We start from the raw sequence: 21,099 nt of genomic DNA, 5'->3' as shown, positions 1-21,099 counted from the left end.
GTGCCGGAGATGACGTCGTCATCTTCGACATGGGCCTCAACCTCTCGAAGGTACTGATCCACGACAACGTCGAGACCGAGCGGATGCACTCGCTCGACCTCATCGATATGGGTGCCATCCCGGACGACCGGGTGATGTCCGACCTCGAAGGTGACGTGAAGGCCATCGTGCCCACGCACGGCCACCTCGACCACATCGGTGCCATCTCGAAGCTGGCCCACCGGTACGACGCGCCCATCGTCGCGACGCCCTTTACCATCGAACTGGTCAAACAGCAGATCAAGGGCGAGGAGAAGTTCGGCGTCCAGAACGACCTCGTGAAGATGGAGGCCGGCGAGACGATGTCCATCGGCGAGCGCAACGAACTCGAGTTCGTCAACGTCACCCACTCCATCATCGACGCCATCAACCCCGTCCTCCACACTCCGGAGGGGTCGGTCGTCTACGGGCTGGACAAGCGGATGGACCACACGCCGGTCATCGGCGACCCCATCGACATGGACCGGTTCGCCGAGATCGCCCGCGAGGGCAACGGCGTCCTCTGTTACATCGAGGACTGTACGAACGCGGGCAAGAAGGGCCGCACGCCCTCCGAGTCCGTCGCTCGCCGCCACCTCAGGGACGTGATGACGAGCATCGAGGACTACGACGGCGGGATCGTCGCGACGACGTTCTCCTCGCACATCGCCCGCGTGAAGAGCCTCGTCGAGTTCGCGAAGGACATGGGCCGGCAGCCGGTCCTGCTGGGACGCTCGATGGAGAAGTACTCCGGCACCGCCGAACGACTGGACTTCGTCGACTTCCCGGAGGATCTGGGGATGTACGGCCACCGCAAGTCCGTCGACCGGACGTTCAAGCGCATCATGAACGAGGGCAAGGAGAACTTCCTGCCCATCGTCACCGGCCACCAGGGCGAACCGCGCGCGATGCTCACCCGGATGGGCCGCGGCGAGACGCCCTACGAGCTGTCGGACGGCGACAAGGTGCTGTTCTCGGCCCGGGTCATCCCGGAGCCGACCAACGAGGGCCAGCGCTACCAGTCCGAGAAGCTCCTGGGGATGCAGGGCGCGCGCATCTACGACGACATCCACGTCTCCGGACACCTCCGCGAGGAGGGCCACTACGAGATGCTGGACACGCTCCAGCCCCAGCACGTCATCCCGGCCCACCAGAGCCTGAAAGGGTTCGCCCCGTACGTGGACCTCGCCGAGGATATGGGCTACAAGGTCGGCCGTGACCTCCACGTGACGCGCAACGGCAACATGATCCAGCTCACAGAGTAACCATATGTCGGGTCAACAGCAGGTCGAGGACGCCATCCTCGCACGGCGGGAGCGTGTCAACGAGGCCATCCCGGAGGAACTGCCGGTCACGCGACCCGAGGGACTCTACGAGGCGACTCGGTACCTGCTGGACGCCGGCGGGAAGCGGCTCCGCCCGACCGTGCTGTTGCTCGTCGCCGAGGCACTGCTCGACGTCGACCCGCTGTCCGCGGACTACCGGGAGTTCCCGACGCTGGACGGCGGGCGCGCCGACGTGATGTCGGCGGCCGTCGCCATCGAGGTCATCCAGACGTTCACCCTCATCCACGACGACATCATGGACGACGACGCCCTCCGTCGCGGCGTCCCCGCGGTCCACGAGGAGTACGACCTCTCGACGGCCATCCTGGCCGGCGACACGCTGTACGCGAAGGCCTTCGAGTTCCTGCTGTCGACGGGGGCGGCCCCCGAGCGGACCGTCGCCGCGAACGAGCGACTCGCCACCACTTGCACCCGCATCTGCGAGGGGCAGTCGCTGGACATCGAGTTCGAGCAGCGGGACGCCGTCACGCCCGACGAGTACCTGGAGATGGTCGAGCTCAAGACGGCGGTGCTGTACGGTGCCGCGGCGGCCATCCCGGCGACGCTGCTCGGGGCCGACGCGGAGACCGTCGAGGCGCTGTACAACCACGGGCTCGACGTGGGCCGCGCCTTCCAGATCCAGGACGACCTGCTGGACCTGACCACCCCCTCCGAGAAACTGGGCAAGCAGCGCGGGTCGGACCTCGTCGAGAACAAGCAGACGCTCGTGACGTTACACGCCCGTCAGCAGGGCGTCGACGTCGAGAACCTGGTCGATACGACCTCCGTCGAGGCGGTCACCGAGGCCGAGATCGACGAGGCCGTCCAGCGCCTGCGCGAGGCGGGCTCGATCGAGTACGCCCAGGACCGGGCACAGGACCTGGTCCGGAGCGGGAAGGAGAACCTCGAAGTGCTCCCGGACAACGAGGCCCGCGACCTGCTGTCGGGCATCGCGGACTACCTGGTCGAGCGGGAGTACTGAGCCGCCCGGCTCCGTCGTCCGCGGACCGACGAGCCGCCGCTCCGCGGCGGATTCAAGACTGTTCGGCACGAACGGACGGTCGTGACTCGGTCTACGGCGGGAAAGGCGGGGTCGGGAAGACGACCGTCGCGACGGCGACCGGGCTGACCCTCGCCGACCGGGGCCACGAGACGCTGGTCGTCTCCACGGACCCGGCACACTCCCTCTCCGACGCGGTCGAGACGCCCGTCGGGAGCGACCCGACGGAGATCACCGACGGGCTGTGGGCCGTCGAAGTCGACCCCGAGGCCGGCAACGAGCGGTACCGCGCGCTGTTCGAGGCGCTGGCCGACGAGTTCGAGTCGGCGGGCATCCGCCTCGACGCCGACGAGGTGGCGGCGCTGTTCTCCTCGTGCGTCCTGCCCGGCAGCGACGAGCTGGCGGCGCTGGACGCTCTCGCCACCCACGTCGACGACGACCGCTGGGACCGCGTGGTGTTCGACACCGCGCCGACGGGGCACGCTCCGCCTGCTCGACCTCCCCTCGGTGATGGAGCGCGGGCTGGCGACGGCGGCCGACCTCCGCGAACAGGTCCGCCGGAAGGTCGACACCACGCGGACGATGCTGCGGCCCGCTGGGCGCGCGACGACGACGGCGACGGGACGTTCGTCGAGATGCGCGACCGGCTGGCGCACGGTCGGCGAGGCCTGCGGGACCCCCAGCGGACCGAGTTCCGCGTCGTCGCGATCCCCGAGACGATGGCCGCCCGCGGAGAGCGAGCTGGTCGCCCGGTTGCGGGAGTTCGAGGTCCCGGTGACGACGCTCGTCGTCAACAGGGTCGTCGAGGACCCCGGCGACTGCGAGCGGTGCCGGGCGAGACGGAGAGCCAGCGCGCGGCGCTCGCGGACCTCCGGGAGTCGTTGCCCGCCCTCGACTGCTGGACGGTCCCGGACGAGCACGGCGAGGTGACGGGACTGGCGGCGCTCGAACGGGTCGCCGACCACCTCGACGTCTGAGGCGACCCGACGCCGTTTTGGGGACGCCCGCGCAGAGTCCGACCATGGACGACGAGCTGCGAGGCCGCATCGAGGAGGCCGTCGAGGTCAACGCCCTCCTCAACGCGGTGAAACACGACAGCGAGGCACAGGTCGGGGCTATCATGGGGCCGCTGATGGGCGAGCACCCCGAGTTCCGCGAGCACGGCGACGAGATCCCCGCGATCGCCGGCCCGGTCGTCGACCGTGTCAACGGGATGGACGCCGAGGAGCGACGGGAGCGGCTGGCCGAACTCGCCCCGAGAAGCTCGACGAACTGGAGGCCGAGGACGAGGGCGAGGACCACCCGCTACCGGACCTCCCGAACGCCGAGGACTACGACACCGTCCGGATGCGGGTCGCCCCGAACCCGAACGGCCCGTGGCACATCGGCCACGCGCGGATGGCCGCGGTCATCGGGACCTACAAGGAGCGGTACGACGGCGAGTTCGTCTGCCGGTTCGACGACACCGACCCCGAGACCAAGCGCCCGGACCTCGACGCCTACGACCGTATCCTCGACGCCATCGACTACCTCGGCTTCGAACCGGACGACGTGGTGAAAGCCAGCGACCGCGTCGAGACCTACTACGAGCACGCCCGCGACCTGATCGACCTCGGAGGGGCCTACACCTGCTCGTGTCCGCAGGGGGAGTTCTCCGACCTGAAGAACAGCGGCGAGGCCTGCCCGCACCGGGACAAGGACGTCGAGACGGTCCGCGAGGAGTTCGCGGCGATGGTCGACGGCGAGTACGACAGCGGCGAGATGGTCCTGCGGGTCCGGACCGACATCACCCACAAGAACCCCGCGCTGCGTGACTTCGTCGCGTTCCGGATGATCGACACGCCCCACCCCGCGAGGAGGCGGCCGACTACCGCTGCTGGCCGATGCTCGACTTCCAGAGCGGGATCGACGACCACCTGCTCGGGGTCACTCACATCATCCGCGGCATCGACCTGCAGGACTCCGCGAAACGCCAGGGGTTCGTCTACGACTACTTCGGCTGGGACTACCCCGAGGTGATCCACTGGGGCCACGTCCAGGTCGACGAGTACGACGTGCCGATGTCGACCTCCAGCATCGCCGAACTGATCGCCGAGGGCGACCTCGACGGCTGGGACGACCCGCGCGCGCCGACGGTCGCCAGCCTCCGGCGGCGGGGCATCCGCGGCGCGGCGCTGGTCGACGCGATGGTCGAACTCGGGACCTCCACCTCAAACGTCGACCTCGCGATGTCGTCGGTGTACGCCAACAACCGCGACCTGATCGACGACGAGTCCGACCGGGCCTTCTTCGTCCGGGACGGCGACGAGCACGGCGGCCTCGTCGAGCGGCAGGTCGTCGGCGGCCCCGGGGCCGGCGAGCCGCCCGTCCACCCCGACCACGAGGACCGCGGCCGGCGGGAGATCCCCGTGACCGGGGCCGTCGCCGTCGAGGGCGACGACCTGCCGGGCCACGGCGAGCGGGTCTGGCTGAAGGGCTTCGGCTGCGTGCGCCACACTCGGGACGCCTTCGAGTACGTCGGCGACGACATCACCGCGGTCCGGGAGGAGGGCGTCGACGTGATCCACTGGGCACCGGCGGACGGCCCCGAACTCCGACTGCGGACGATGGACGGCGACGTGACCGGCGTCGCCGAGCCCGGCCTGCTGGACTACACGGCCGACGACACGCTCCAGTTCGAGCGCATCGGGTTCGCCCGCGTCGACGAGGTCGACCCCGACGGCGAGTCGGTGGCGTACTTCGCCCACCCCTGACGCGCCGTCCCCGTGTGGGCTGGCAGTCTGTGACGAACTTACAAGATCAGAAATATTTTTTACGAACCGCCGGACTAGTGTCGGATGGAGTCGAGGTGACCACTATGGCTCTGCCCACGAACACCCCCAGCTCGTGGATGCGGAGTCTCGACCTGCCGAACCGGCTCTTCGAAACAGGCAGCGACGACTACGAACTGTACGAGGAGGACGACGAGTTCGTCCTCAGCGTCGAGATGCCGGGGTTCGACGTCGAGGACATCGACGTCTCGTGGGACGACGGCGTCCTGAACATCGCCGCCGAGCGACGCGACGAACAGCGGAGCCAGCGGCGGACCTACCACCGTCGCTTCCGGTTCCCGAAACGCGTCGACGACGAGGCCATCGCCGCGAGCTACACGAACGGCATCCTCGAGATCCGTCTCCCCGTCGAGAGGGGTGCCACCGCTCGCGGCAAGGAGATCGAAGTCCAGGGCTGACGAGGGTCCGTCGGCTCGCACCGCTCGCCGACCGCCTCTTTTCCAGCAGAACGATGGAGCTGACCGTCAAGCCACTCAAGAACCGAGAGCCGGGCAGTGGGATGGCGGTCGTCGACCGGCAGGTCTTGGAGGACAGCTCGCTCACCAGCGGCGACTTCGTCCGCCTCGCGGGCCGCGACGGGTCGGCCGTCGCTCGCGTCTGGCCGTCCGACCGCGGCGACGCCGGGCGCGGCTACGTCCGCGTCGACGGCCAGCTCCGCCAGGCCGCCGGCGTCAGCGTCGACGACCGGGTGACGGCAGAACCGGCGTCCGTCGAACCGGCCGAGCGCGTCACGCTGGCGCTCCCCGAGCAGTTCAGCGTCCGGGGCGACATCGGTCCGCACGTCCGCGAGGAACTGGCCGACCAGGCGGTGACGGCGGGGCAGACGGTCGCCCTCCCGTTCGGGGGGTTGGTCGCGGGCCGGTCCAGCCGCCGGGTCCCGGTCCGCGTCGTGGAGACGCGTCCGTCCGGGCCCGTCGTCGTCGGGGACGACACGACCGTCGACCTCGCCGACGGCCCGACCGGGACTGTCGACGTCGAGGGCGGCGAGCCGTCCGAGGCCGACGTACCCGGCGTCACCTACGAGGACGTCGGCGGCCTCGACGACGAACTCGAACAGGTCCGTGAGATGATCGAGCTCCCGATGCGCCACCCGGAGCTGTTCGGGACGCTGGGCATCGAGCCGCCCAAGGGCGTGCTGTTGCACGGCCCGCCGGGCACCGGCAAGACGCTCATCGCCCGCGCCGTCGCCAACGAGATCGACGCCCACTTCACGACCATCTCCGGGCCGGAGATCATGTCGAAGTACTACGGCGAGAGCGAGGAGCAGCTCCGCGAGGTCTTCGATGAGGCCGAGGAGAACGAGCCGGCCATCGTCTTCGTCGACGAGCTCGACTCCATCGCGCCCAAGCGCGAGGAGGTCAGCGGCGACGTCGAGCGCCGCGTCGTCGCCCAGCTCCTCTCGCTGATGGACGGCCTCGACGAGCGCGGACAGATCACGGTCATCGGGACGACCAACCGCGTCGACGCCGTCGACCCGGCACTCCGTCGCCCGGGCAGGTTCGACCGCGAGATCGAGATCGGCGTCCCGGACCGGGACGGCCGCGAGGAGGTCCTGCGCATCCACACCCGCGGAATGCCGGTCGCCGACGACGTCGACCTCGGCACCTACGCCGAGAACACTCACGGCTTCGTCGGGGCCGATCTCGAGAATCTCGCGAAGGAGGGCGCGATGCACGCCCTGCGGCGGGTCCGGCCTGACCTCGACCTCGAGGCCGACGAGATCGACGCCGACGTCCTCGACGCCATCGAGGTGACCGACGACGACTTCCGGGAAGCCCTGCGGGGCATCGAGCCGTCGGCGATGCGAGAGGTGTTCGTCGAGGTGCCCGACGTCACCTGGGACGACGTGGGCGGCCTCGAGGAGGCGAAAGAACGACTCCGAGAGACCGTCCAGTGGCCGCTCGAACACGACGAGGCCTACGACCGCGTTGGCCTCGATCCGGCGAAGGGCGTACTGTTGCACGGTCCGCCGGGTACCGGGAAGACGCTGCTGGCGAAGGCCGTCGCCAACGAGGCCCAGTCGAACTTCATCTCGGTGAAGGGGCCGGAACTGCTGAACAAGTACGTCGGCGAGTCCGAGAAGGGCGTCCGCGAGGTGTTCAGCAAGGCCCGGGAGAACGCACCGACGGTGGTGTTCTTCGACGAGATCGACGCCATCGCGGCGGAACGGTCCGGTGGCGGCGCTGACTCCAACGTCGGCGAGCGCGTCGTCTCCCAGCTCCTGACCGAACTCGACGGCCTGGAGGACTTAGAGGACGTCGTCGTGATCGCGACGACCAACCGGCCGGACCTCGTCGACGACGCGCTCCTGCGTCCGGGGCGACTGGACCAGCACGTCCACGTCGACGCGCCGGACGAGGCGGCCCGCCGCGAGATCTTCGCGGTCCACACCCGCGACAAGCCCCTGGCCGACGACGTGGACCTCGACGATCTCGCGGCCAGGACCGACGGCCACGTCGGTGCCGACGTCGAGGCCGTCTGCCGCGAGGCCGCCGCGGCGGCCCTCCGCGAGCACGTCGAGGAGGGCAGCGACGTCGCGGACATCGAGGTGACGACGGCCCACTTCGAGCAGGCACTCGACGAGGTCGAGGCCGCCGTCGAGTCGGCGGCGACCCGCGAGGCGCTCGACGTCGGGAGCGTCGGTGCCGAGTCCGGCTGACGCCTCTCGGGCGTCCCGCCCCGACGCGTTTTTACCTCGGACGGCCCCACTCGGAGACGTGACAGCCAGCGACGCGACGACGGTGACGGTCCAGCAGGACGTGCCGTTCCGCGAGGTCGACGGCGAGACGCTCCGCCTGGACGTGTACGAAGGCGAGGGGACCGGAGGGCCGAAACCGGTCGCCGTCCTCGTCCGCGGCGGCGCGTTCACGGTCGGCGACAAGGGCGAGTTCGCTCGCCACGCCATCGACCTCGCGAGCGACGGCTACCTCGTCGTCGAACCGCAGTACCGACTCGCGCCCGAGCACACGTTCCCGGCGGCGCTGGTCGACGTGAAGGCCGCCGTCGAGTGGTGCCGGACGGAGGCCGACCGGTTCGGGGCGGACCCGGCCCGCGTGGTCGCGGTCGGACACTCGGCGGGGGCGAACCTCGTGACGCTGGCCGCCGCGACCGCCGACGACCCCGCCTTCGAGCCCGAGGCGTTCCCGGGCGCGTCCTGTGCGCTCGACGCCGTCGTCGGCATCTCCGGCGTCTACGACTTCCGGGCCATCGGGATCGAGGACCCGGACCACGACCTGGCGGACTACTTCGGCGACGACCCCGAGACGGTCCCGGAGGCGTACGACCTCGCCTCGCCGGTCGAGCAGGCCGACGCGGGGATGCCGCCGACGCTGCTGCTCCACGGCGAGGACGACGACGTGGTGCCGCCGAGCCAGTCGGAGCTGCTGGCCGACGCGCTCGGCCCGCTGACCGAGGTGCGCTACGAGCCGATGCCGGGCGGGCACACGCTCCCGTTCGACGGCGCGTTCTACGACGACGTGTACGCCCGGATCGCCGGCTTCCTCGACCGCCACCTCGGCGGGGGTCCGGGGCACATCGACGCGCCGGCAGAGACGCCCCCGGACCCGCTGGACGATGGGCGGGACGCCGAGCGACGCGACGGCCCGACCCGCCGCGACCGCTGACTCGCCGTTCGAAAATTTAAGTGCCGTGGGTGAGTGGTGTTAGGTACCAATGGCCATAGATCCCGAGTTCGAGGAGAACCGCGAGGTCGCCGAACAGCACGACGGCCACGACGTGTGGGGTCCCGTCGACGAGCCCGAGCAGCTCGGCATCCACGGGACACACGTCGCCGTCGACTTCGACATCTGCATCGCCGACGGCGCGTGTCTGGAGGACTGCCCCGTCGACGTCTTCGAGTGGGTCGACACGCCCGACCACCCGGAGAGCGAGATCAAGGCGGACCCCGCCCACGAGGACCAGTGTATCGACTGTATGCTCTGTGTCGACGTCTGTCCGGTCGACGCCATCGACGTCGACCCCGGCCGCGCCGGCCGCGTCTGAGGGCCACGCCGGCCCGTCCCTCTCCGGGTGAGAGGAGCGTACCGGAACCGCCCCGAGTCGTTACGCTGAACATACATTTATGTCCCGCCGTCGTGTGGTACGTTGACAGAGGGCGTGACAGAAATGCATACACTAGCACTCACCAAGGGCGTCCCGGACTTCCGGGAGGGACAGGTGTCCTTCGACGAGGACGGGCACCTCGAACGGGGGAAGACACCGACCGTGATGAACCCCAACGACAAGCACGCGCTCCGGGCGGCGTTCCAGACCCGGGTGCGAAACGGCGGGCACGTCTCGCTGATGAGTATGGGGCCGCCGGGGTATCAGGAAGTCCTCCAGGAGGGGATGCGCGACGTCTACGCCGACGACCTCTATCTCCTCTCTGACCGGGAGATGGGGGCGGCCGACACGTGGGCGACGGCGATGACCGTCGCCACCGGCATCGAGAACCTCGACGAGCGGCCGGACATCGTGTTCGCGGGGTTCAAGACGGCCGACGGGGAGACGGGCCACACCGGGCCACAGACGGCCTACTGCCTGGGCTGGCCCATCGTGACCCACGTGGTCTCGCTGGACGTCGACGTCGACGAGGGCCGCCTGCGGGCCAAACGGCTCGTCGAGGGCGACGTCTCGGAGATCGAGACCGTCGAGGCCCCGCTGCCCTGTTTCGTCGTCGCCGACCCGGAGTTCGAGCCGACCTACCGGAAAGCGAGCCACCGCCTCGAACACAAGGACCTGCGCGAACAGACACAGGAGCGGGCCGAGGCGTACGAGGACCACCTCACCGTCTGGGACCACGAGGACCTGAACCTCGACCCGGACTACATCGGGCTGGACGGCTCGCCGACCATCGTCGCCGGCGTCGACCCCATCCCGAAGGCCCCCTCCGAACGGGAGGCCACGATGATCGACGCCGACGACGAGGCCGAGATGGAACCGCTGCTCGACGAACTCACGCCGTACGCGGCGGGTGACTGACAATGCCAGAGATCGACCCGACGGAACACGAGATCGCCGAACTGGGACCGAAGATCAAGGACGTCGACGACGCCGACGAACTCCGCGAGATGCTGCGACTGGAGGAGGAGGGCGAGGACCGCGCCCCGGTCAAGACGCTCATCGAGGACCGGATGGACAAGCTCGCGGCCGAGGACGACGACGGGATCGACCCGTCGACGGTCGACCTGTCGGAGCTGACGGTCGCGGACATCGCGAACATGGTCCGGGACGTCGACGACCCGGACGTGCTCCGGGACGTCCTCGAACGCGAACGCGAGGGCGAGGACCGATCGTCGGCCATCACGCAGATCGAGAACCGCATCGAGTCCGTCGAGGGCAGCGAGGACGACGGCGAAGAGGTCGAGTACGTCCCGCCGGAGGAGAAGTACCCCGAGCTCGACCACCCGACCAGCGACAAGCGGTGGGTCGAGGGGACCGCGGGCGCGGAGTACCGCGACATGTGGGTCTACTGCGAGACCCAGGCCGGAGAACTGATCGACGTCTCGAAGGAGATGCTCGGGAAGGCCCGCCGGCTGATGGACGAGTACAACGACGACTACGACGAGGACGAGCGGGTCGTGGCCGTCCTCGTCGGCGACGAGGCCAGCGAGCACGTCGAGGACGTGATCGCGTACGGCGCGGACCTCGTCGTCACCCACGAGGACGACCGTCTCGAACGCTTCCGGCACACGCCCTACACCGAGATCGTCGTGGACATGATGCGGGCCGGCGGGGACCTCGCGAGCGAGGGCCACGAGGAGGTCGACTGGAAGGACTACCACGAGCCACGCTACACGCTGTTCCCCGCGACGAACAACGGCCGGGACCTCTCGGCACTCGTGCAGGGGGCGCTCGACTCCGGGCTGGCCTCGGACTGCTCGGGGCTGTACATCGAGAACGAGATGATCTCGAACCCCGCGAAGGTCGGCGAGGCCGGCGACAAGAAGGAGTTCGAGCGCGTCCTCCACATGAAGCGGCCGGACTTCTCCGGGTTCGAGTACTCGACGATCCTCTGTATCGACAAGCCCAACCGGGACTTCCACCCGCAGGGCGCGTCGGTCATCCCGGGCAGTTTCGACCTCCCGGACCCGGACCCCGAACGCGAGGCCGAGGTCGTCGACTACGAGATGGACCTGGACGAGGACTGGTTCCAGGTCGACGTCACGGAGCACGACCGGCTCTCGGGCGGGGTCGACCTCACCGGCAACGACGTGGTCGTGGCGGTCGGGCGCGGCATCGGCGACGACCCGACGGAGGGGATCGAACTGGCGCTGGACCTCGTCGACGCCTTCGAGGACGCGGACCTCGGGCTCTCGCGCGGGGTCATCACCTCCTCGTACGCCTTCGACGGCCACGTCGAGCAGTACGTCTCCGAGGAGCGACAGATCGGCGAGTCAGGTCAGGAGGTCGAGCCAGACGTCTACATCGCGGCGGGCATCTCCGGGGCCATCCAGCACAAGGTCGGCTGCGACGAGTCCGACACGATCATCGCCGTCAACACCGACCCGGAGGCCGACATCCGGGACTTCTCGGACTACTTCGTCCAGGGCGATCTGTTCGAGGTCCTGCCCCGCCTGACCGAGGCCGTCGAGCAGGGTGAACTCGCCGCGGCGATGGGGGAGGTCAGCGATGACTGACCACGAGCACTACGAGGCCGTCGTCGTCGGCTGTGGCCCCGGCGGGGCCGCGGCGGCGGCGACGCTCGCCAACAACGGTGTCGAGACACTCGTCCTCGAACGGGGGGTCGACGCCGGCTCGAAGAACGTCTCCGGCGGGCTCATCTACGCCGAGGAGTCCGCCCCCTACACCATCGACGGCCTGTTCCCGGACTTCCGCGAGGAGGCCACGGAGCGGCCCGCGACGGAGAACTACATCCACAACATCGCCGGGGACAAGGTGAAGACCTTCGACATCGGCGACCTCCACCACCACGACACGGAGTGGGCCGATTCGGTGCTCCGCCGGAAGATGGACTCCTGGCTCGCCCGGCGGGTCCACGAGCTGACCCGCGAGACCGGCGGCGGCCTGCTGACGGAGGTCCACGCCACCGGCCTGCTCCGGGAGAAAGGCGAGATCGTCGGCGTCACCTGTGAGGAGATCGATCCGATCGAGGCGGACCTCGTCGTCGCGGCCGACGGCGTCAACTCCGAGCTGGCGCGGGACGCCGGCCTGATGGACTGGGAGGACCCCGAGGAGTGGTTCCAGGGCGTCAAGGCCGTCGCGGAGATGGACCCCGACCTCGTCAACGAGCGGTTCGACGTCGACGACGACGAGGGCGTCGCCCACCTGTTCTCGGGGGACCTGTTCGACGGCGTTCGGGGCGGGGGGTTCCTCTACACCAACGAGGCGTCGCTCTCGATCGGCACGGTCTTTCACCTCGACTCCATCGCCGACGAGCGCGCCGAGCCCCAGGAGCTGCTCGACAGCCTGCTGACCCACCCGCTGCTGGCCCAGTGGCTCGGCGACGACTACCGCGAACTGGAGTACAGCGCCAAGCTCGTCCCCGACTCGAAGAAGGTGGCCCACGAGTCGCCACACAGGGACCGGCTGGTACTGGTCGGCGACGCCGCCGGGCAGATGCAGGCCCAGGGGCCGATCATCAAGGGGATGAACCACGCCGTCACCGCGGGGGCGCTGGCCGCGGAGGCGTTCGTCGAGGCTCGATCGCGGGGCGACCCTCACAGCGCCGGCGAGTACTACGAGCGCAAACTCCACGACGAGGGCGTGATGGACAAGCTCCGACCGACCGGCTACGACGTGGTCGGGAAGCTCGGCGAGGTCGGCCCGATCGACGACGTCACGAACACGCTGGCGGAGTCGGCGGTCGGTCGGTTCGCCGTCCGGAACCTCGGCGGCCTCGCCGAGCGCGCGTACAACTCGCCGACGCTGGTCTCGATGATCCCGGACACCAAGCTGCCGTACGTGACGCTGCCGACGGTCATCGCCGAGGAACTCGGCGAGCGGGTCACCGACGAGAACCGCGTGGAGCCGCCGGAGCTGGACGACCGCATCGGCGACCTGACCTACGACGTGGGCGAGCCACACATTCAGCTGCTTGACAACTCCTTCGAGGCGTCGGGCACCGCGGTCACGGCCTGTCCGGTCAGCGCCAAGGACTTCGGCGGGGGCTGTTACCGCGACGAGATGGTCGAGACGAACGGCCACGAGGAGCACCTCGTCAGCCTCGACACCCAGCCCTGCGTCGAGTGTGGCACCTGTGCGGTCGTCGCCGACACGGACTGGGATCACCCCGCCGGCGGGAAGGGCGTCGAGTTCGAGCAGGGGTGAGCGGCGGTGAGCCACCAGTTCCACGACCGCATCCGGGCGCTGGAGCGGCGGGCCGACGAGCGGGCGGAGTCGCTGGACCCGGACCCGCCCGACGAGGAGCGCGCGCTGGAACTGCTCCGCGAGGGTGTCGGCCCGACGGTGTCGCTGTACTGCGAGGCCCGGACCGGCGACACCTGGGCCCGCTTCGGCGAGTCGGAGTTCGACCGCCTGGAGGCGACGCTGAACCGGTGGCTCGAACTGTACGCCGCCTGTTACGGCGTCGACCTCGACGGGGAGTTCTCCATCCGCACCGCCGCCGAACTGCTCGTCGACACCCACGACGTCCGCGACGTCGCGACCGTGCTCACCGGCGTTCCCGACCGGTAGGGGTCGTCTTCCGAAAGTAACCGGACGATAGTGACAAACCCTATATGCAGTGTCGTGGTAACATCACACATGGAGCTGACGGAACCACTGCAGTTCGACCACACGGACCGCCGCGACATCTACGACTACGTCGAGTCACACGGGACGGCGTCGGCCGACGAGGTCCGGCGCGCGCTCAACATCGAGCCACGGCCCTTCGGCCACCACGTGGCGATCCTCCAGCGCGACGGGATGCTGGAGCGGGACGGGGACGAACTCAGGGTCGCGTACGAGGACCCCGGCGAGGAGGCCTTCGAGACCGAGTCCGTGGAGTTCACCATCCGGCAGGCCCGCCAGGAGGACCTGACCGGGCTGGTCGGGGCCATCCGGGCCGCGATCGGCAGCGGGGAGTACGTCGACGCGGAGACGGTGGCCGACATCATCGACTCCGAGGGGTCCTGCTCCGGCACAACGACGTGGAGTCGCGCATCTTCTTCGTGGCCTGCGTCGACGACGACGTGGTCGGCTGGGTCCACCTCGAACACCCCGAGACCGAGAAGCTGAGCCACACCGCACAGTTGACGCTGGGCGTGCTCGTCCAGTACCGCGGGCAGGGGATCGGCGAACGGCTGCTGGAACGGGGCACGGAGTGGGCCGACGAACACGGCTACGAGAAACTGTACAACTCGATCCCGGCGACCAACGGGGCGGCCATCGAGTTCCTCGAGGACCACGGCTGGGAGATCGAGGCCGTCCGCGAGGACCACTACAAGTTCGGCGACGAGTACGTCGACGAGACGATGATGGCCCGGGAACTCAGGGCCACTCGTCCTCGTGGCCGTCCAGGGGTTCCGGAACCACGCCGTCCTTCCGAGCCCAGACGCGGGCGTGACCCGGGCAGACCACGAGGTTCGCCCGCCACGGCACGTGCAGCTCCACCGCCGCCTCGTTCTCGCAGCCCTCTTCCTCACAGACCGTCATAGCAGCGCGACGCCGACCATCGCCACTAAGATGGAGCCGGTCAGGAGCGCCTGCACGACCCCGGAGGCGAGCATCCCGGCGGTGGTCACCAGCGCCGCCTTCAGCCCCTTCCTCGCGTCCTGCTGGCGGTAGAACTCCACGGCGAAGACGGTCGCGGTGACGCCGAGGATGATCCCCAGCGGCCCCGTCACGAAGAACAGGACGAGGCCGACGAGGCCGGCGACGACGGCCGTCAGGTTCGACGCGCCGCCGACGCGGGCCGCGACCGCGCCCCCGACGAAGTCGACGACCCACGTCAGGACGCCGATCAGCACCAGCACGACCAGCAGGACGGTGCCGGGCTCGCCGGTGGCCCACCAGTAGACGAGCACGCCCGCGACGGACAGCGGCGCGCCGGGCACCTGCGGGACGAGACTGCCGGCGACGCCCGCGACGAGCAACAGGAACGCGAGGGCGACGAGGACGAGTTCGGGGATCGTGAAGCGGTCGAGTTCCTCCTGTACCCACGCATCGCCGTACAGGCGGGTCAACGTTTCGACGGCGTCTCCCAGGGCGCGCATACACTGCCGGCGGGAGACGAACCCCAGTTCGTCGGCGACACGCTCCCAGGGGCGGGCCTGCAGCACTTTCCGGACGAGCAGCCGCTCGGCCCGGTCGCCGAGGGCGTCCGGATCGGCGGGCGCGACGAGGTGGCGGACCGCGAGCGCCCGGAACGGCGCGGGGTTCGTGTCGAGGATCGACGCGCCCCCGGGGACCCCGGCGACGAGCCGCCACTCCCAGGCCGAGAGGTCGAGGTCGGGCGTCCGGTCCACCGTCCGCAGCGTCGCCCGGACTACGTCGGGGTCGCAGTCGTCGAGCGTGTCCGACAGCACCGCGGCGGCGCGGTCGCAGAACCAGCCGGCGTGGCGGGCTGCCAGCGCCTCGCCCGCCTCGGAGCGGGGATCGAGCATCACCGCCGAGTACTCGCCGCTGGTGTCGTTCCGGGCGGTCGAGAGGTGGACGGTCCCGAAGCCGTTGGCCCCCCAGAACCGCAGCAGCTCGGGGGTCGCGCCGTAGCCGACGCCGAGCCAGTCGACCTCGCCTTCGAACTCCCGGCGGACCTCGGTCAGCAGTCGGGAACCGAGCCCGCGCGAGCGCACGGCGGCGTGGGTGGCGATGCGCAGGACCCGCTGGCCGACCGGGACGCCGGCCGCCTCGTCGCGCAGCTGGGTCGTCAGCACGTCCGGCACCATGTTCCCGCGGACGCGCTGGCCCTCGTACATCGCCGCCCGCGTGGCCGCCGACAGCCCGCCCTCCCGGGCCAGCAGCGCGACGGCGACGACGTGGCCGTTTTCGGTCAGCGCGCGGACCGCGAGGTTCGGGGCGTCCAGCAGCCGCGCGAGGTCCGACGGCTCGGTGCGGTAGTGGGCCAGCACGAGCAGGCCGAAGGCCTCCCGGAGCAGGTGCGCGTCGCCCAGCAGTTCCTCGCTGTCGAGTCGCCGGTACTGCACGGACTCGGGCGTGGCGTCGCGCACCAGCTGGTCGGCCGGCGGGCGGGCGTCGAGCAACAGCGCGCGGAACGCCCAGACCTCGACCGGGTCGGCGTCGGCGTAGCGGATCGGCGTCGTCATCGTCACGTCGGTCACCTCGTGGTCGCTCTCGGCGAGGCGGTCGCGGAACCGGACCGAGAACCCCCGGCCAGCGCCCTCGTAGCCGTGGACGGTCGTGGTGAACGCGACGGCGGGGGCCGCGAGCAGCGACTCCAGTCGGCGGACCGGGAGCGCGGCCGCCTCGTCGACGACGACGACGTCGGGGTCGCCCGGCAGGGCGACGGCGTCGGCGGGAGACGCGAACCGGATTCTGCCCCCGCCCTCCCGATCGACGCGGAGCTCGTGTGGGGCGTCGTCGCGGTCCCTGACGACGGGGACGTCCAGCGTCTCGAACAACGCACCGGCGCGGGCGAACAGCTCCGCGGCGCTCCGGTACCCCGGCGCGGTCACGAGGACGTCCCGGCCGTCCAGCGCGAGGTTCGCGGCCGCGAGGCCGGCGGCGCTGGACTTCCTCTCCCCGGTCGGCCTCGACGACGACCGCCCCGTCCGGCTCCCGGAGCGTCTCGAACGCGCGGACGGCCGCCACCTGGTCGTCCGTGAGACACGCGTCGTAGGTCTCGGGGCGGAAGGCGGCGTCGGCGGGCGCGGTCGGCGGTCGACGCGGGAGCCGGGGCGGCGGGTCGGTCAGGCCGTCCCGCTCGACGGTGTCGCCGTCGGCCCGGACGCCGACGACCGCGATCCCGCGGTGTGCCCGCAGCGTCTCGACCAGCCGTCGGCGGAAGTGCCCGGTCACGTCGTCGACGCCGAACGGCGGGACCGCGAGCGTCTCGTCGAAGGCGTCGCGCCGCTCGGGCCACTCGGAAAGCGAGGGAGTCAGGACGAGGAGCAGGCCGCCGCCGTCGACGGCCCCGACGGCCGTTCCGAGCGCGTTCGGCCGGAGTTCCCCGTGGGCGTCGAGGACGACGGCGGTGCGGGTCCGGCCGAGCAGTTCGCTCGCGCGCGACTGCTCGTGGCGCTCGCAGTCGAGGACCCCCTCGGGACCAAGCAGCGTCGTCCCCTCGCGCGGGACGTCCGCGGCGTCGAGCGCCTCGGCGGCCCGCCTGCGGGTCCGATCGGGATCGCCGGCGAGGACGAGGACGCGCCGCTCGTTCGACCGGCGCGCCTCCGCCCGCAGCGACCGCGCGAGGTCCATACCGGACGTGGGCCGGCGTGGCAAATGGGCGTGACGGTCCCGACAGCGGCCCGTGTGGACCGCTCGCACGCGCCCGCGGCTTCGAAAGCGCTTTTTAGCACGGGTGGCACAGATTGGAGTACAGCCTGTGCCGGGTTGATGATGCTCCCAGCCTTCTCAGGACTCCGCGCATCCCAGTGATGCGCCGCGGGGTCGCCCGCGACGGCGGGGGAGCCTGAGCCCGTGCACAGGAGGTGACTACACAAATGCCAGTATACGTAGACTTCGACGTTCCGGCCGACCTCGAGGACGACGCCCTCGAGGCGCTGGAGGTCGCACGAGACACAGGCAGCGTGAAGAAAGGAACCAACGAGACCACCAAGGCCGTCGAGCGCGGCTCCGCCGAGCTCGTCTACGTCGCCGAGGACGTCCAGCCCGAGGAGATCGTGATGCACATCCCCGAGCTGGCCGACGAGAAGGGCGTCCCCTTCATCTTCGTCGAGCAGCAGGACGACCTCGGTCACGCCGCCGGCCTCGAGGTCGGCTCGGCCGCCGCCGCCATCGTCGACGCCGGCGACGCCGAGGCCGACGTCGAGGACATCGCCGACAAGGTCGAGGAGCTCCGCTGAGGTGAGCACGGATGAGCGCTGAGGAATCCGAAGACAGCGGTTCCACGCCCGCCGAAGTCATCGAGATCGTCGGCAAGACCGGGATGCACGGCGAGGCCATGCAGGTCAAGTGCCGCATCCGCGAGGGCGAGAACCAGGGCCGCATCATCACGCGGAACGTGCTGGGCCCGGTCCGAGAGGGCGACGTGCTCCAGCTCCGCGAGACGGCCCGCGAGGCCGACGCCATCGGAGGTCAGTAACCGATGCCCCGAACGAGAGAATGTGACTACTGCGGCGCGGACATCGAACCCGGTACGGGGACGATGTTCGTCCGGAACGACGGCAGCACGATCCACTTCTGCTCCTCGAAGTGCGAGAACAACGCCGACCTGGGCCGGGAGGCCCGCAACCTCGAGTGGACCGAGGCCGGCCGCGGCACCGCGGGCGAGGACCAGCCCGCCGACGACACCGTCCCGGACGAGACGCCCGAGGACGACGCCGGCGACGTGACGCCCGACCTCGAAGACGCCGAGTCGGCGGAGAGCGAGTCCGAGGCCGACGCCGACGACGGCGCTGACGAGGCCGCGGAAGCCGACGAGGAGACGGACGAGACGGCCGACGAGGAAGCCGACGACGAGGAGACCGAGGAGGCCGAGGCCTGATGTCCGACACCGAGCGCACCTTCGTGATGGTCAAGCCCGACGGCGTCCAGCGCGGCCTCATCGGGGAGATCGTCTCCCGGTTCGAGGACCGCGGCCTGAAGCTCGTCGGCGGGAAGTTCACAGATCGACCAGGAGCTCGCCGAGGAGCACTACGGCGAGCACGAGGACAAGCCGTTCTTCGACGGACTGGTCGAGTTCATCACGTCCGGTCCGGTGTTCGCGATGGTCTGGGAGGGCCAGGACGCCACCCGACAGGTCCGCAAGATGATGGGCGAGACCGACCCGGCCGACTCCGATCCCGGTACCATCCGCGGCGACTACGGCCTCGACCTCGGTCGGAACGTCATCCACGGCTCCGACCACGAGGACGAGGGCGCGAACGAACGGGAGATCGAGCTGTTCTTCGACGAGGACGAGCTGGTCGAGTGGGAACAGATCGACGAGACGTGGCTCTACGAGTAACGGACTCGTAGCCGCCCCCGACCACAACCGTCTTTTCCGAGCCGTCCACAGACCCAGCTATGAGTCGCACGCTCTACCAACTGGACGGTTGTCCGTACTGCGAGAAGGTCGCCGACCGACTGGACGAACTCGGCGTCGACTACGACACGATCTGGGTCGACGCGCTCCACTCGGACCGCGACGAGGTGAAGGAGGTGTCCGGTCAGCGCGGGGTGCCGGTGCTGGTCGACGACGACTACGGCGTCACGATGGCCGAGTCCGACCGCATCCTCGAGTTCGTCGAGGAGAGCTACGCCTGACGGCCGTCGCTCACTCGTCGCCGCTCTCGAAGTCCAGCGCCGCGCCGTTGATGCAGTAGCGCTTGCCGGTCGGCTCCGGCCCGTCGTCGAAGACGTGGCCGAGGTGACCGCCACAGCTAGCACAGACGACCTCCGTCCGTCGCATCCCGTGGCTCTCGTCGAGCCGCGTCTCGATGTTGCCCTCCTCGTAGACGTCCCAGAAGCTCGGCCAGCCGGTCTCGGAGTCGAACTTCTCGTCGCTGTCGAACAGCTCCGCGCCGCAGCCGGCGCAGGTGAACACGCCCTCGCCCTCTACGTCGAGCAGGTCGCTGCTGAACCGCGGTTCCGTGTCCGCCTCGCGGAGGATGCGGTACTCCTCGTCGGTCAGGAGCTCGCGCCACTCCTCGTCGTTCTCGGGGAGGTCACTCTGTTGTTCGCTCATAGCCCCAGGTAGGGGACGGAGCGGCATAAGTTCCCCCGAGAGCGGACCGCTCGCCGGCCGGTGCCCCGGGACCGGACGACCCGGGGCGGTGGGTATATCCGGCGACGTGTCGAACGGCGTCTATGCGCGAACGCGTCGCTCGGGTGCGGGAGGTCGGGACCGCCGTCGTCCACGAGGCCCGCACAGAGCGGGTCACGTTTATGGCTGGGTCGATCGCCTACCACGCGTTCCTCTCGATCCTCCCGCTCCTCTTGCTCGTCCTGACGGCCGTCGAGCGGACCCGGAACGTCACGCTCCGCGAGTCGATCGTCGACATCATGACCGCCGTCCTGACCGAGCAGTCGACGGCGGTCATCCGCGAGGGGTTGGCGGGCGCGGACGCCTCGGTCTCACTGCTGGGGCTGGGCTTTCTGGTCTGGGGGTCGCTGCGCATCTTCCGCGGGCTGGACACCGCCTTCTCGGACATCTACGAGACCGGCAGCGAGAACACGTTCGCCGACCAGCTGATCGACGGCCTGCTCCTGCTGGCGACGGTCGCGATCGCCATCGTCGCCGTCAGCGTCGTCGGGGGAGCGATCTCCGTCGCCGTCCCCGGCCCGCTCGGACGCCTGCTCGACGGGGGCGCGGTCGCAGTCGGGCTGTTCGTCGTCTTCTACCCGATGTACTACGTCTTCCCGGACACCGACGTGACGCCCCTGGAGGTCGTGCCCGGCGTCGCCTTCGCAGCCGTCGGCCTCACCGTCGCCCAGGCCGTGTTCACGGCGGTCAAGGCCGGGGGAGCCGGCGAGAACCTCGTCGCCAGCATCCTCTTTCTCCTGACGTGGCTGTACGTCAGCGGACTGATCGTCCTGCTGGGGGCCGTCGTCAACGCCGTCCTCTCGAACCGCTCTGAGGACGTGTCCATCCAGCCGGTCGTCGGCGACGCCGCCGACGCGACGAGGGAGCGAGCCGCCGTCGACCGGACGGCGCTGCTCTCGGATCTGGACGCACTGGCCGACCGCCTCGACCGGAACGGGGACGACCTACGTGTGAGCGTCGGCGACGACGCCGTCGACCTGGTCGCCCCCCAGTCGGTCACCGTCGACCGCGAGACGGGCGTCTTCGGGCTCGACGACTCGGTGTCGCTGACGCTCCGGTGGTGGCCCGACGAGGAGTGAG

17 protein-coding genes and 6 pseudogenes are annotated in these 21,099 nt (G+C 70.0%); 19 read left to right on the top strand and 4 right to left on the bottom strand.

The genetic code is table 11. From position 1 onward, the window contains the following. Nucleotides 1-2 precede the first annotated feature (2 nt). From P0592_RS17730 to P0592_RS17670, 13 genes and pseudogenes are all read left to right on the top strand, one after another. Nucleotides 3-1,283: pseudogene (locus P0592_RS17730) on the top strand (MBL fold metallo-hydrolase); the annotation flags it as partial. Between the two features lie 4 nt (nucleotides 1,284-1,287). Further along, nucleotides 1,288-2,325 carry a geranylfarnesyl diphosphate synthase gene (idsA3, locus tag P0592_RS17725; RefSeq protein WP_276272231.1) on the top strand — a complete coding sequence of 346 codons (1,038 nt, stop codon included), beginning with the start codon at nucleotides 1,288-1,290 and terminating at the stop codon, nucleotides 2,323-2,325. Next, a pseudogene (locus P0592_RS17720) lies at nucleotides 2,322-3,273 on the top strand (ArsA family ATPase). The gene idsA3 and the pseudogene P0592_RS17720 overlap by 4 nt, the downstream one beginning before the upstream one ends. 91 nt (nucleotides 3,274-3,364) lie before the next feature. Next, a pseudogene (locus P0592_RS17715) lies at nucleotides 3,365-5,096 on the top strand (glutamate--tRNA ligase). A gap of 104 nt (nucleotides 5,097-5,200) precedes the next feature. Next, nucleotides 5,201-5,572, top strand: a complete 372-nt coding sequence (locus P0592_RS17710) for an Hsp20/alpha crystallin family protein (RefSeq protein WP_276272230.1) — start codon at nucleotides 5,201-5,203, stop codon at nucleotides 5,570-5,572. Nucleotides 5,573-5,625: 53 nt separating this feature from the next. Next, on the top strand, nucleotides 5,626-7,833 hold the full coding sequence (locus tag P0592_RS17705) for a CDC48 family AAA ATPase (RefSeq protein ID WP_276272229.1): 2,208 nt from the start codon (nucleotides 5,626-5,628) through the stop codon (nucleotides 7,831-7,833). Between the two features lie 58 nt (nucleotides 7,834-7,891). Beyond that, nucleotides 7,892-8,797 carry an alpha/beta hydrolase gene (locus P0592_RS17700; protein WP_276272228.1) on the top strand — a complete coding sequence of 302 codons (906 nt, stop codon included), beginning with the start codon at nucleotides 7,892-7,894 and terminating at the stop codon, nucleotides 8,795-8,797. Between the two features lie 49 nt (nucleotides 8,798-8,846). Next, complete coding sequence (locus tag P0592_RS17695; RefSeq protein ID WP_276272227.1) at nucleotides 8,847-9,176, top strand: 4Fe-4S dicluster domain-containing protein; 330 nt, start codon at nucleotides 8,847-8,849, stop codon at nucleotides 9,174-9,176. A gap of 123 nt (nucleotides 9,177-9,299) precedes the next feature. Next, nucleotides 9,300-10,154, top strand: a complete 855-nt coding sequence (locus tag P0592_RS17690) for an electron transfer flavoprotein subunit beta/FixA family protein (protein WP_276272226.1) — start codon at nucleotides 9,300-9,302, stop codon at nucleotides 10,152-10,154. Between the two features lie 2 nt (nucleotides 10,155-10,156). After that, nucleotides 10,157-11,812: an electron transfer flavoprotein subunit alpha/FixB family protein gene (locus tag P0592_RS17685; protein WP_276272225.1), complete on the top strand. Its 1,656-nt coding sequence runs from the start codon at nucleotides 10,157-10,159 to the stop codon at nucleotides 11,810-11,812. Then, nucleotides 11,805-13,463 carry an FAD-dependent monooxygenase gene (locus tag P0592_RS17680; protein ID WP_276272224.1) on the top strand — a complete coding sequence of 553 codons (1,659 nt, stop codon included), beginning with the start codon at nucleotides 11,805-11,807 and terminating at the stop codon, nucleotides 13,461-13,463. The genes P0592_RS17685 and P0592_RS17680 overlap by 8 nt, the downstream gene beginning before the upstream one ends. A gap of 6 nt (nucleotides 13,464-13,469) precedes the next feature. Continuing rightward, on the top strand, nucleotides 13,470-13,829 hold the full coding sequence (locus P0592_RS17675; RefSeq protein ID WP_276272223.1) for a DUF8055 family protein: 360 nt from the start codon (nucleotides 13,470-13,472) through the stop codon (nucleotides 13,827-13,829). A gap of 69 nt (nucleotides 13,830-13,898) precedes the next feature. Next, a pseudogene (locus P0592_RS17670) lies at nucleotides 13,899-14,626 on the top strand (GNAT family N-acetyltransferase); the annotation flags it as partial. Here the strand turns inward: P0592_RS17670 and P0592_RS20295 are convergent. From P0592_RS20295 to tmcA, 3 genes and pseudogenes are all read right to left on the bottom strand, one after another. Next, entirely contained in the window at nucleotides 14,625-14,789 is a 165-nt protein-coding gene (locus P0592_RS20295; protein ID WP_276272242.1) for a DUF8014 family protein, read from the bottom strand. The pseudogene P0592_RS17670 and the gene P0592_RS20295 sit on opposite strands and share 2 nt — an antisense overlap. Further along, nucleotides 14,786-15,190, bottom strand: coding sequence for a DUF456 domain-containing protein (locus tag P0592_RS17665; RefSeq protein ID WP_419181141.1), 405 nt, complete (start codon nucleotides 15,188-15,190; stop codon nucleotides 14,786-14,788). Before P0592_RS17665 ends, P0592_RS20295 begins: the two co-directional genes overlap by 4 nt. Before the next feature lie 81 nt (nucleotides 15,191-15,271). Beyond that, a pseudogene (gene tmcA, locus P0592_RS17660) lies at nucleotides 15,272-17,510 on the bottom strand (tRNA(Met) cytidine acetyltransferase TmcA); the annotation flags it as partial. A 245-nt stretch (nucleotides 17,511-17,755) separates the two neighbouring features. Here tmcA and rpl7ae point away from each other — a divergent pair. From rpl7ae to P0592_RS17635, 5 genes and pseudogenes are all read left to right on the top strand, one after another. Further along, nucleotides 17,756-18,118, top strand: coding sequence for a 50S ribosomal protein L7Ae (gene rpl7ae / locus P0592_RS17655; protein ID WP_276272222.1), 363 nt, complete (start codon nucleotides 17,756-17,758; stop codon nucleotides 18,116-18,118). A gap of 11 nt (nucleotides 18,119-18,129) precedes the next feature. Beyond that, a complete protein-coding gene (locus P0592_RS17650; protein WP_276272221.1) occupies nucleotides 18,130-18,357 on the top strand; it encodes a 30S ribosomal protein S28e in 228 nt (75 codons plus the stop codon). Nucleotides 18,358-18,360: 3 nt separating this feature from the next. After that, nucleotides 18,361-18,759, top strand: coding sequence for a 50S ribosomal protein L24e (locus tag P0592_RS17645; protein WP_276272220.1), 399 nt, complete (start codon nucleotides 18,361-18,363; stop codon nucleotides 18,757-18,759). Then, nucleotides 18,759-19,221 (top strand): annotated as a pseudogene (gene ndk / locus P0592_RS17640) (nucleoside-diphosphate kinase). Before P0592_RS17645 ends, ndk begins: the two are co-directional and overlap by 1 nt. A 59-nt stretch (nucleotides 19,222-19,280) precedes the next feature. After that, nucleotides 19,281-19,520, top strand: coding sequence for a glutaredoxin family protein (locus tag P0592_RS17635; RefSeq protein WP_276272219.1), 240 nt, complete (start codon nucleotides 19,281-19,283; stop codon nucleotides 19,518-19,520). Nucleotides 19,521-19,530: 10 nt separating this feature from the next. Here P0592_RS17635 and msrB read toward each other — a convergent pair whose 3' ends face one another. After that, complete coding sequence (gene msrB, locus P0592_RS17630; RefSeq protein WP_276272218.1) at nucleotides 19,531-19,941, bottom strand: peptide-methionine (R)-S-oxide reductase MsrB; 411 nt, start codon at nucleotides 19,939-19,941, stop codon at nucleotides 19,531-19,533. Between the two features lie 122 nt (nucleotides 19,942-20,063). Between msrB and P0592_RS17625 the strand changes: the two genes are divergently transcribed. Beyond that, nucleotides 20,064-21,098, top strand: coding sequence for a YhjD/YihY/BrkB family envelope integrity protein (locus P0592_RS17625; protein WP_276272217.1), 1,035 nt, complete (start codon nucleotides 20,064-20,066; stop codon nucleotides 21,096-21,098). The last annotated feature ends 1 nt before the right edge of the window (nucleotide 21,099 follow it).

It is taken from the genome of Haloarcula litorea (assembly GCF_029338195.1).
In the GTDB taxonomy this organism is placed as follows: domain Archaea; phylum Halobacteriota; class Halobacteria; order Halobacteriales; family Haloarculaceae; genus Haloarcula; species Haloarcula litorea.
This window is presented reverse-complemented; position numbering and strand designations above follow the sequence as displayed.

Coding starts and splice junctions, on each gene's coding strand:
- idsA3 (WP_276272231.1), top strand. CDS start 1,288: ATGTCGGGTCAACAGCAGGTCGAGGACGCCATCCTCGCACGGCGGGAG.
- P0592_RS17710 (WP_276272230.1), top strand. CDS start 5,201: ATGGCTCTGCCCACGAACACCCCCAGCTCGTGGATGCGGAGTCTCGAC.
- P0592_RS17705 (WP_276272229.1), top strand. CDS start 5,626: ATGGAGCTGACCGTCAAGCCACTCAAGAACCGAGAGCCGGGCAGTGGG.
- P0592_RS17695 (WP_276272227.1), top strand. CDS start 8,847: ATGGCCATAGATCCCGAGTTCGAGGAGAACCGCGAGGTCGCCGAACAG.
- P0592_RS17690 (WP_276272226.1), top strand. CDS start 9,300: ATGCATACACTAGCACTCACCAAGGGCGTCCCGGACTTCCGGGAGGGA.
- P0592_RS17685 (WP_276272225.1), top strand. CDS start 10,157: ATGCCAGAGATCGACCCGACGGAACACGAGATCGCCGAACTGGGACCG.
- P0592_RS17680 (WP_276272224.1), top strand. CDS start 11,805: ATGACTGACCACGAGCACTACGAGGCCGTCGTCGTCGGCTGTGGCCCC.
- P0592_RS20295 (WP_276272242.1), bottom strand. CDS start 14,789: ATGACGGTCTGTGAGGAAGAGGGCTGCGAGAACGAGGCGGCGGTGGAG.
- rpl7ae (WP_276272222.1), top strand. CDS start 17,756: ATGCCAGTATACGTAGACTTCGACGTTCCGGCCGACCTCGAGGACGAC.
- P0592_RS17650 (WP_276272221.1), top strand. CDS start 18,130: ATGAGCGCTGAGGAATCCGAAGACAGCGGTTCCACGCCCGCCGAAGTC.
- P0592_RS17645 (WP_276272220.1), top strand. CDS start 18,361: ATGCCCCGAACGAGAGAATGTGACTACTGCGGCGCGGACATCGAACCC.
- P0592_RS17635 (WP_276272219.1), top strand. CDS start 19,281: ATGAGTCGCACGCTCTACCAACTGGACGGTTGTCCGTACTGCGAGAAG.
- msrB (WP_276272218.1), bottom strand. CDS start 19,941: ATGAGCGAACAACAGAGTGACCTCCCCGAGAACGACGAGGAGTGGCGC.
- P0592_RS17625 (WP_276272217.1), top strand. CDS start 20,064: ATGCGCGAACGCGTCGCTCGGGTGCGGGAGGTCGGGACCGCCGTCGTC.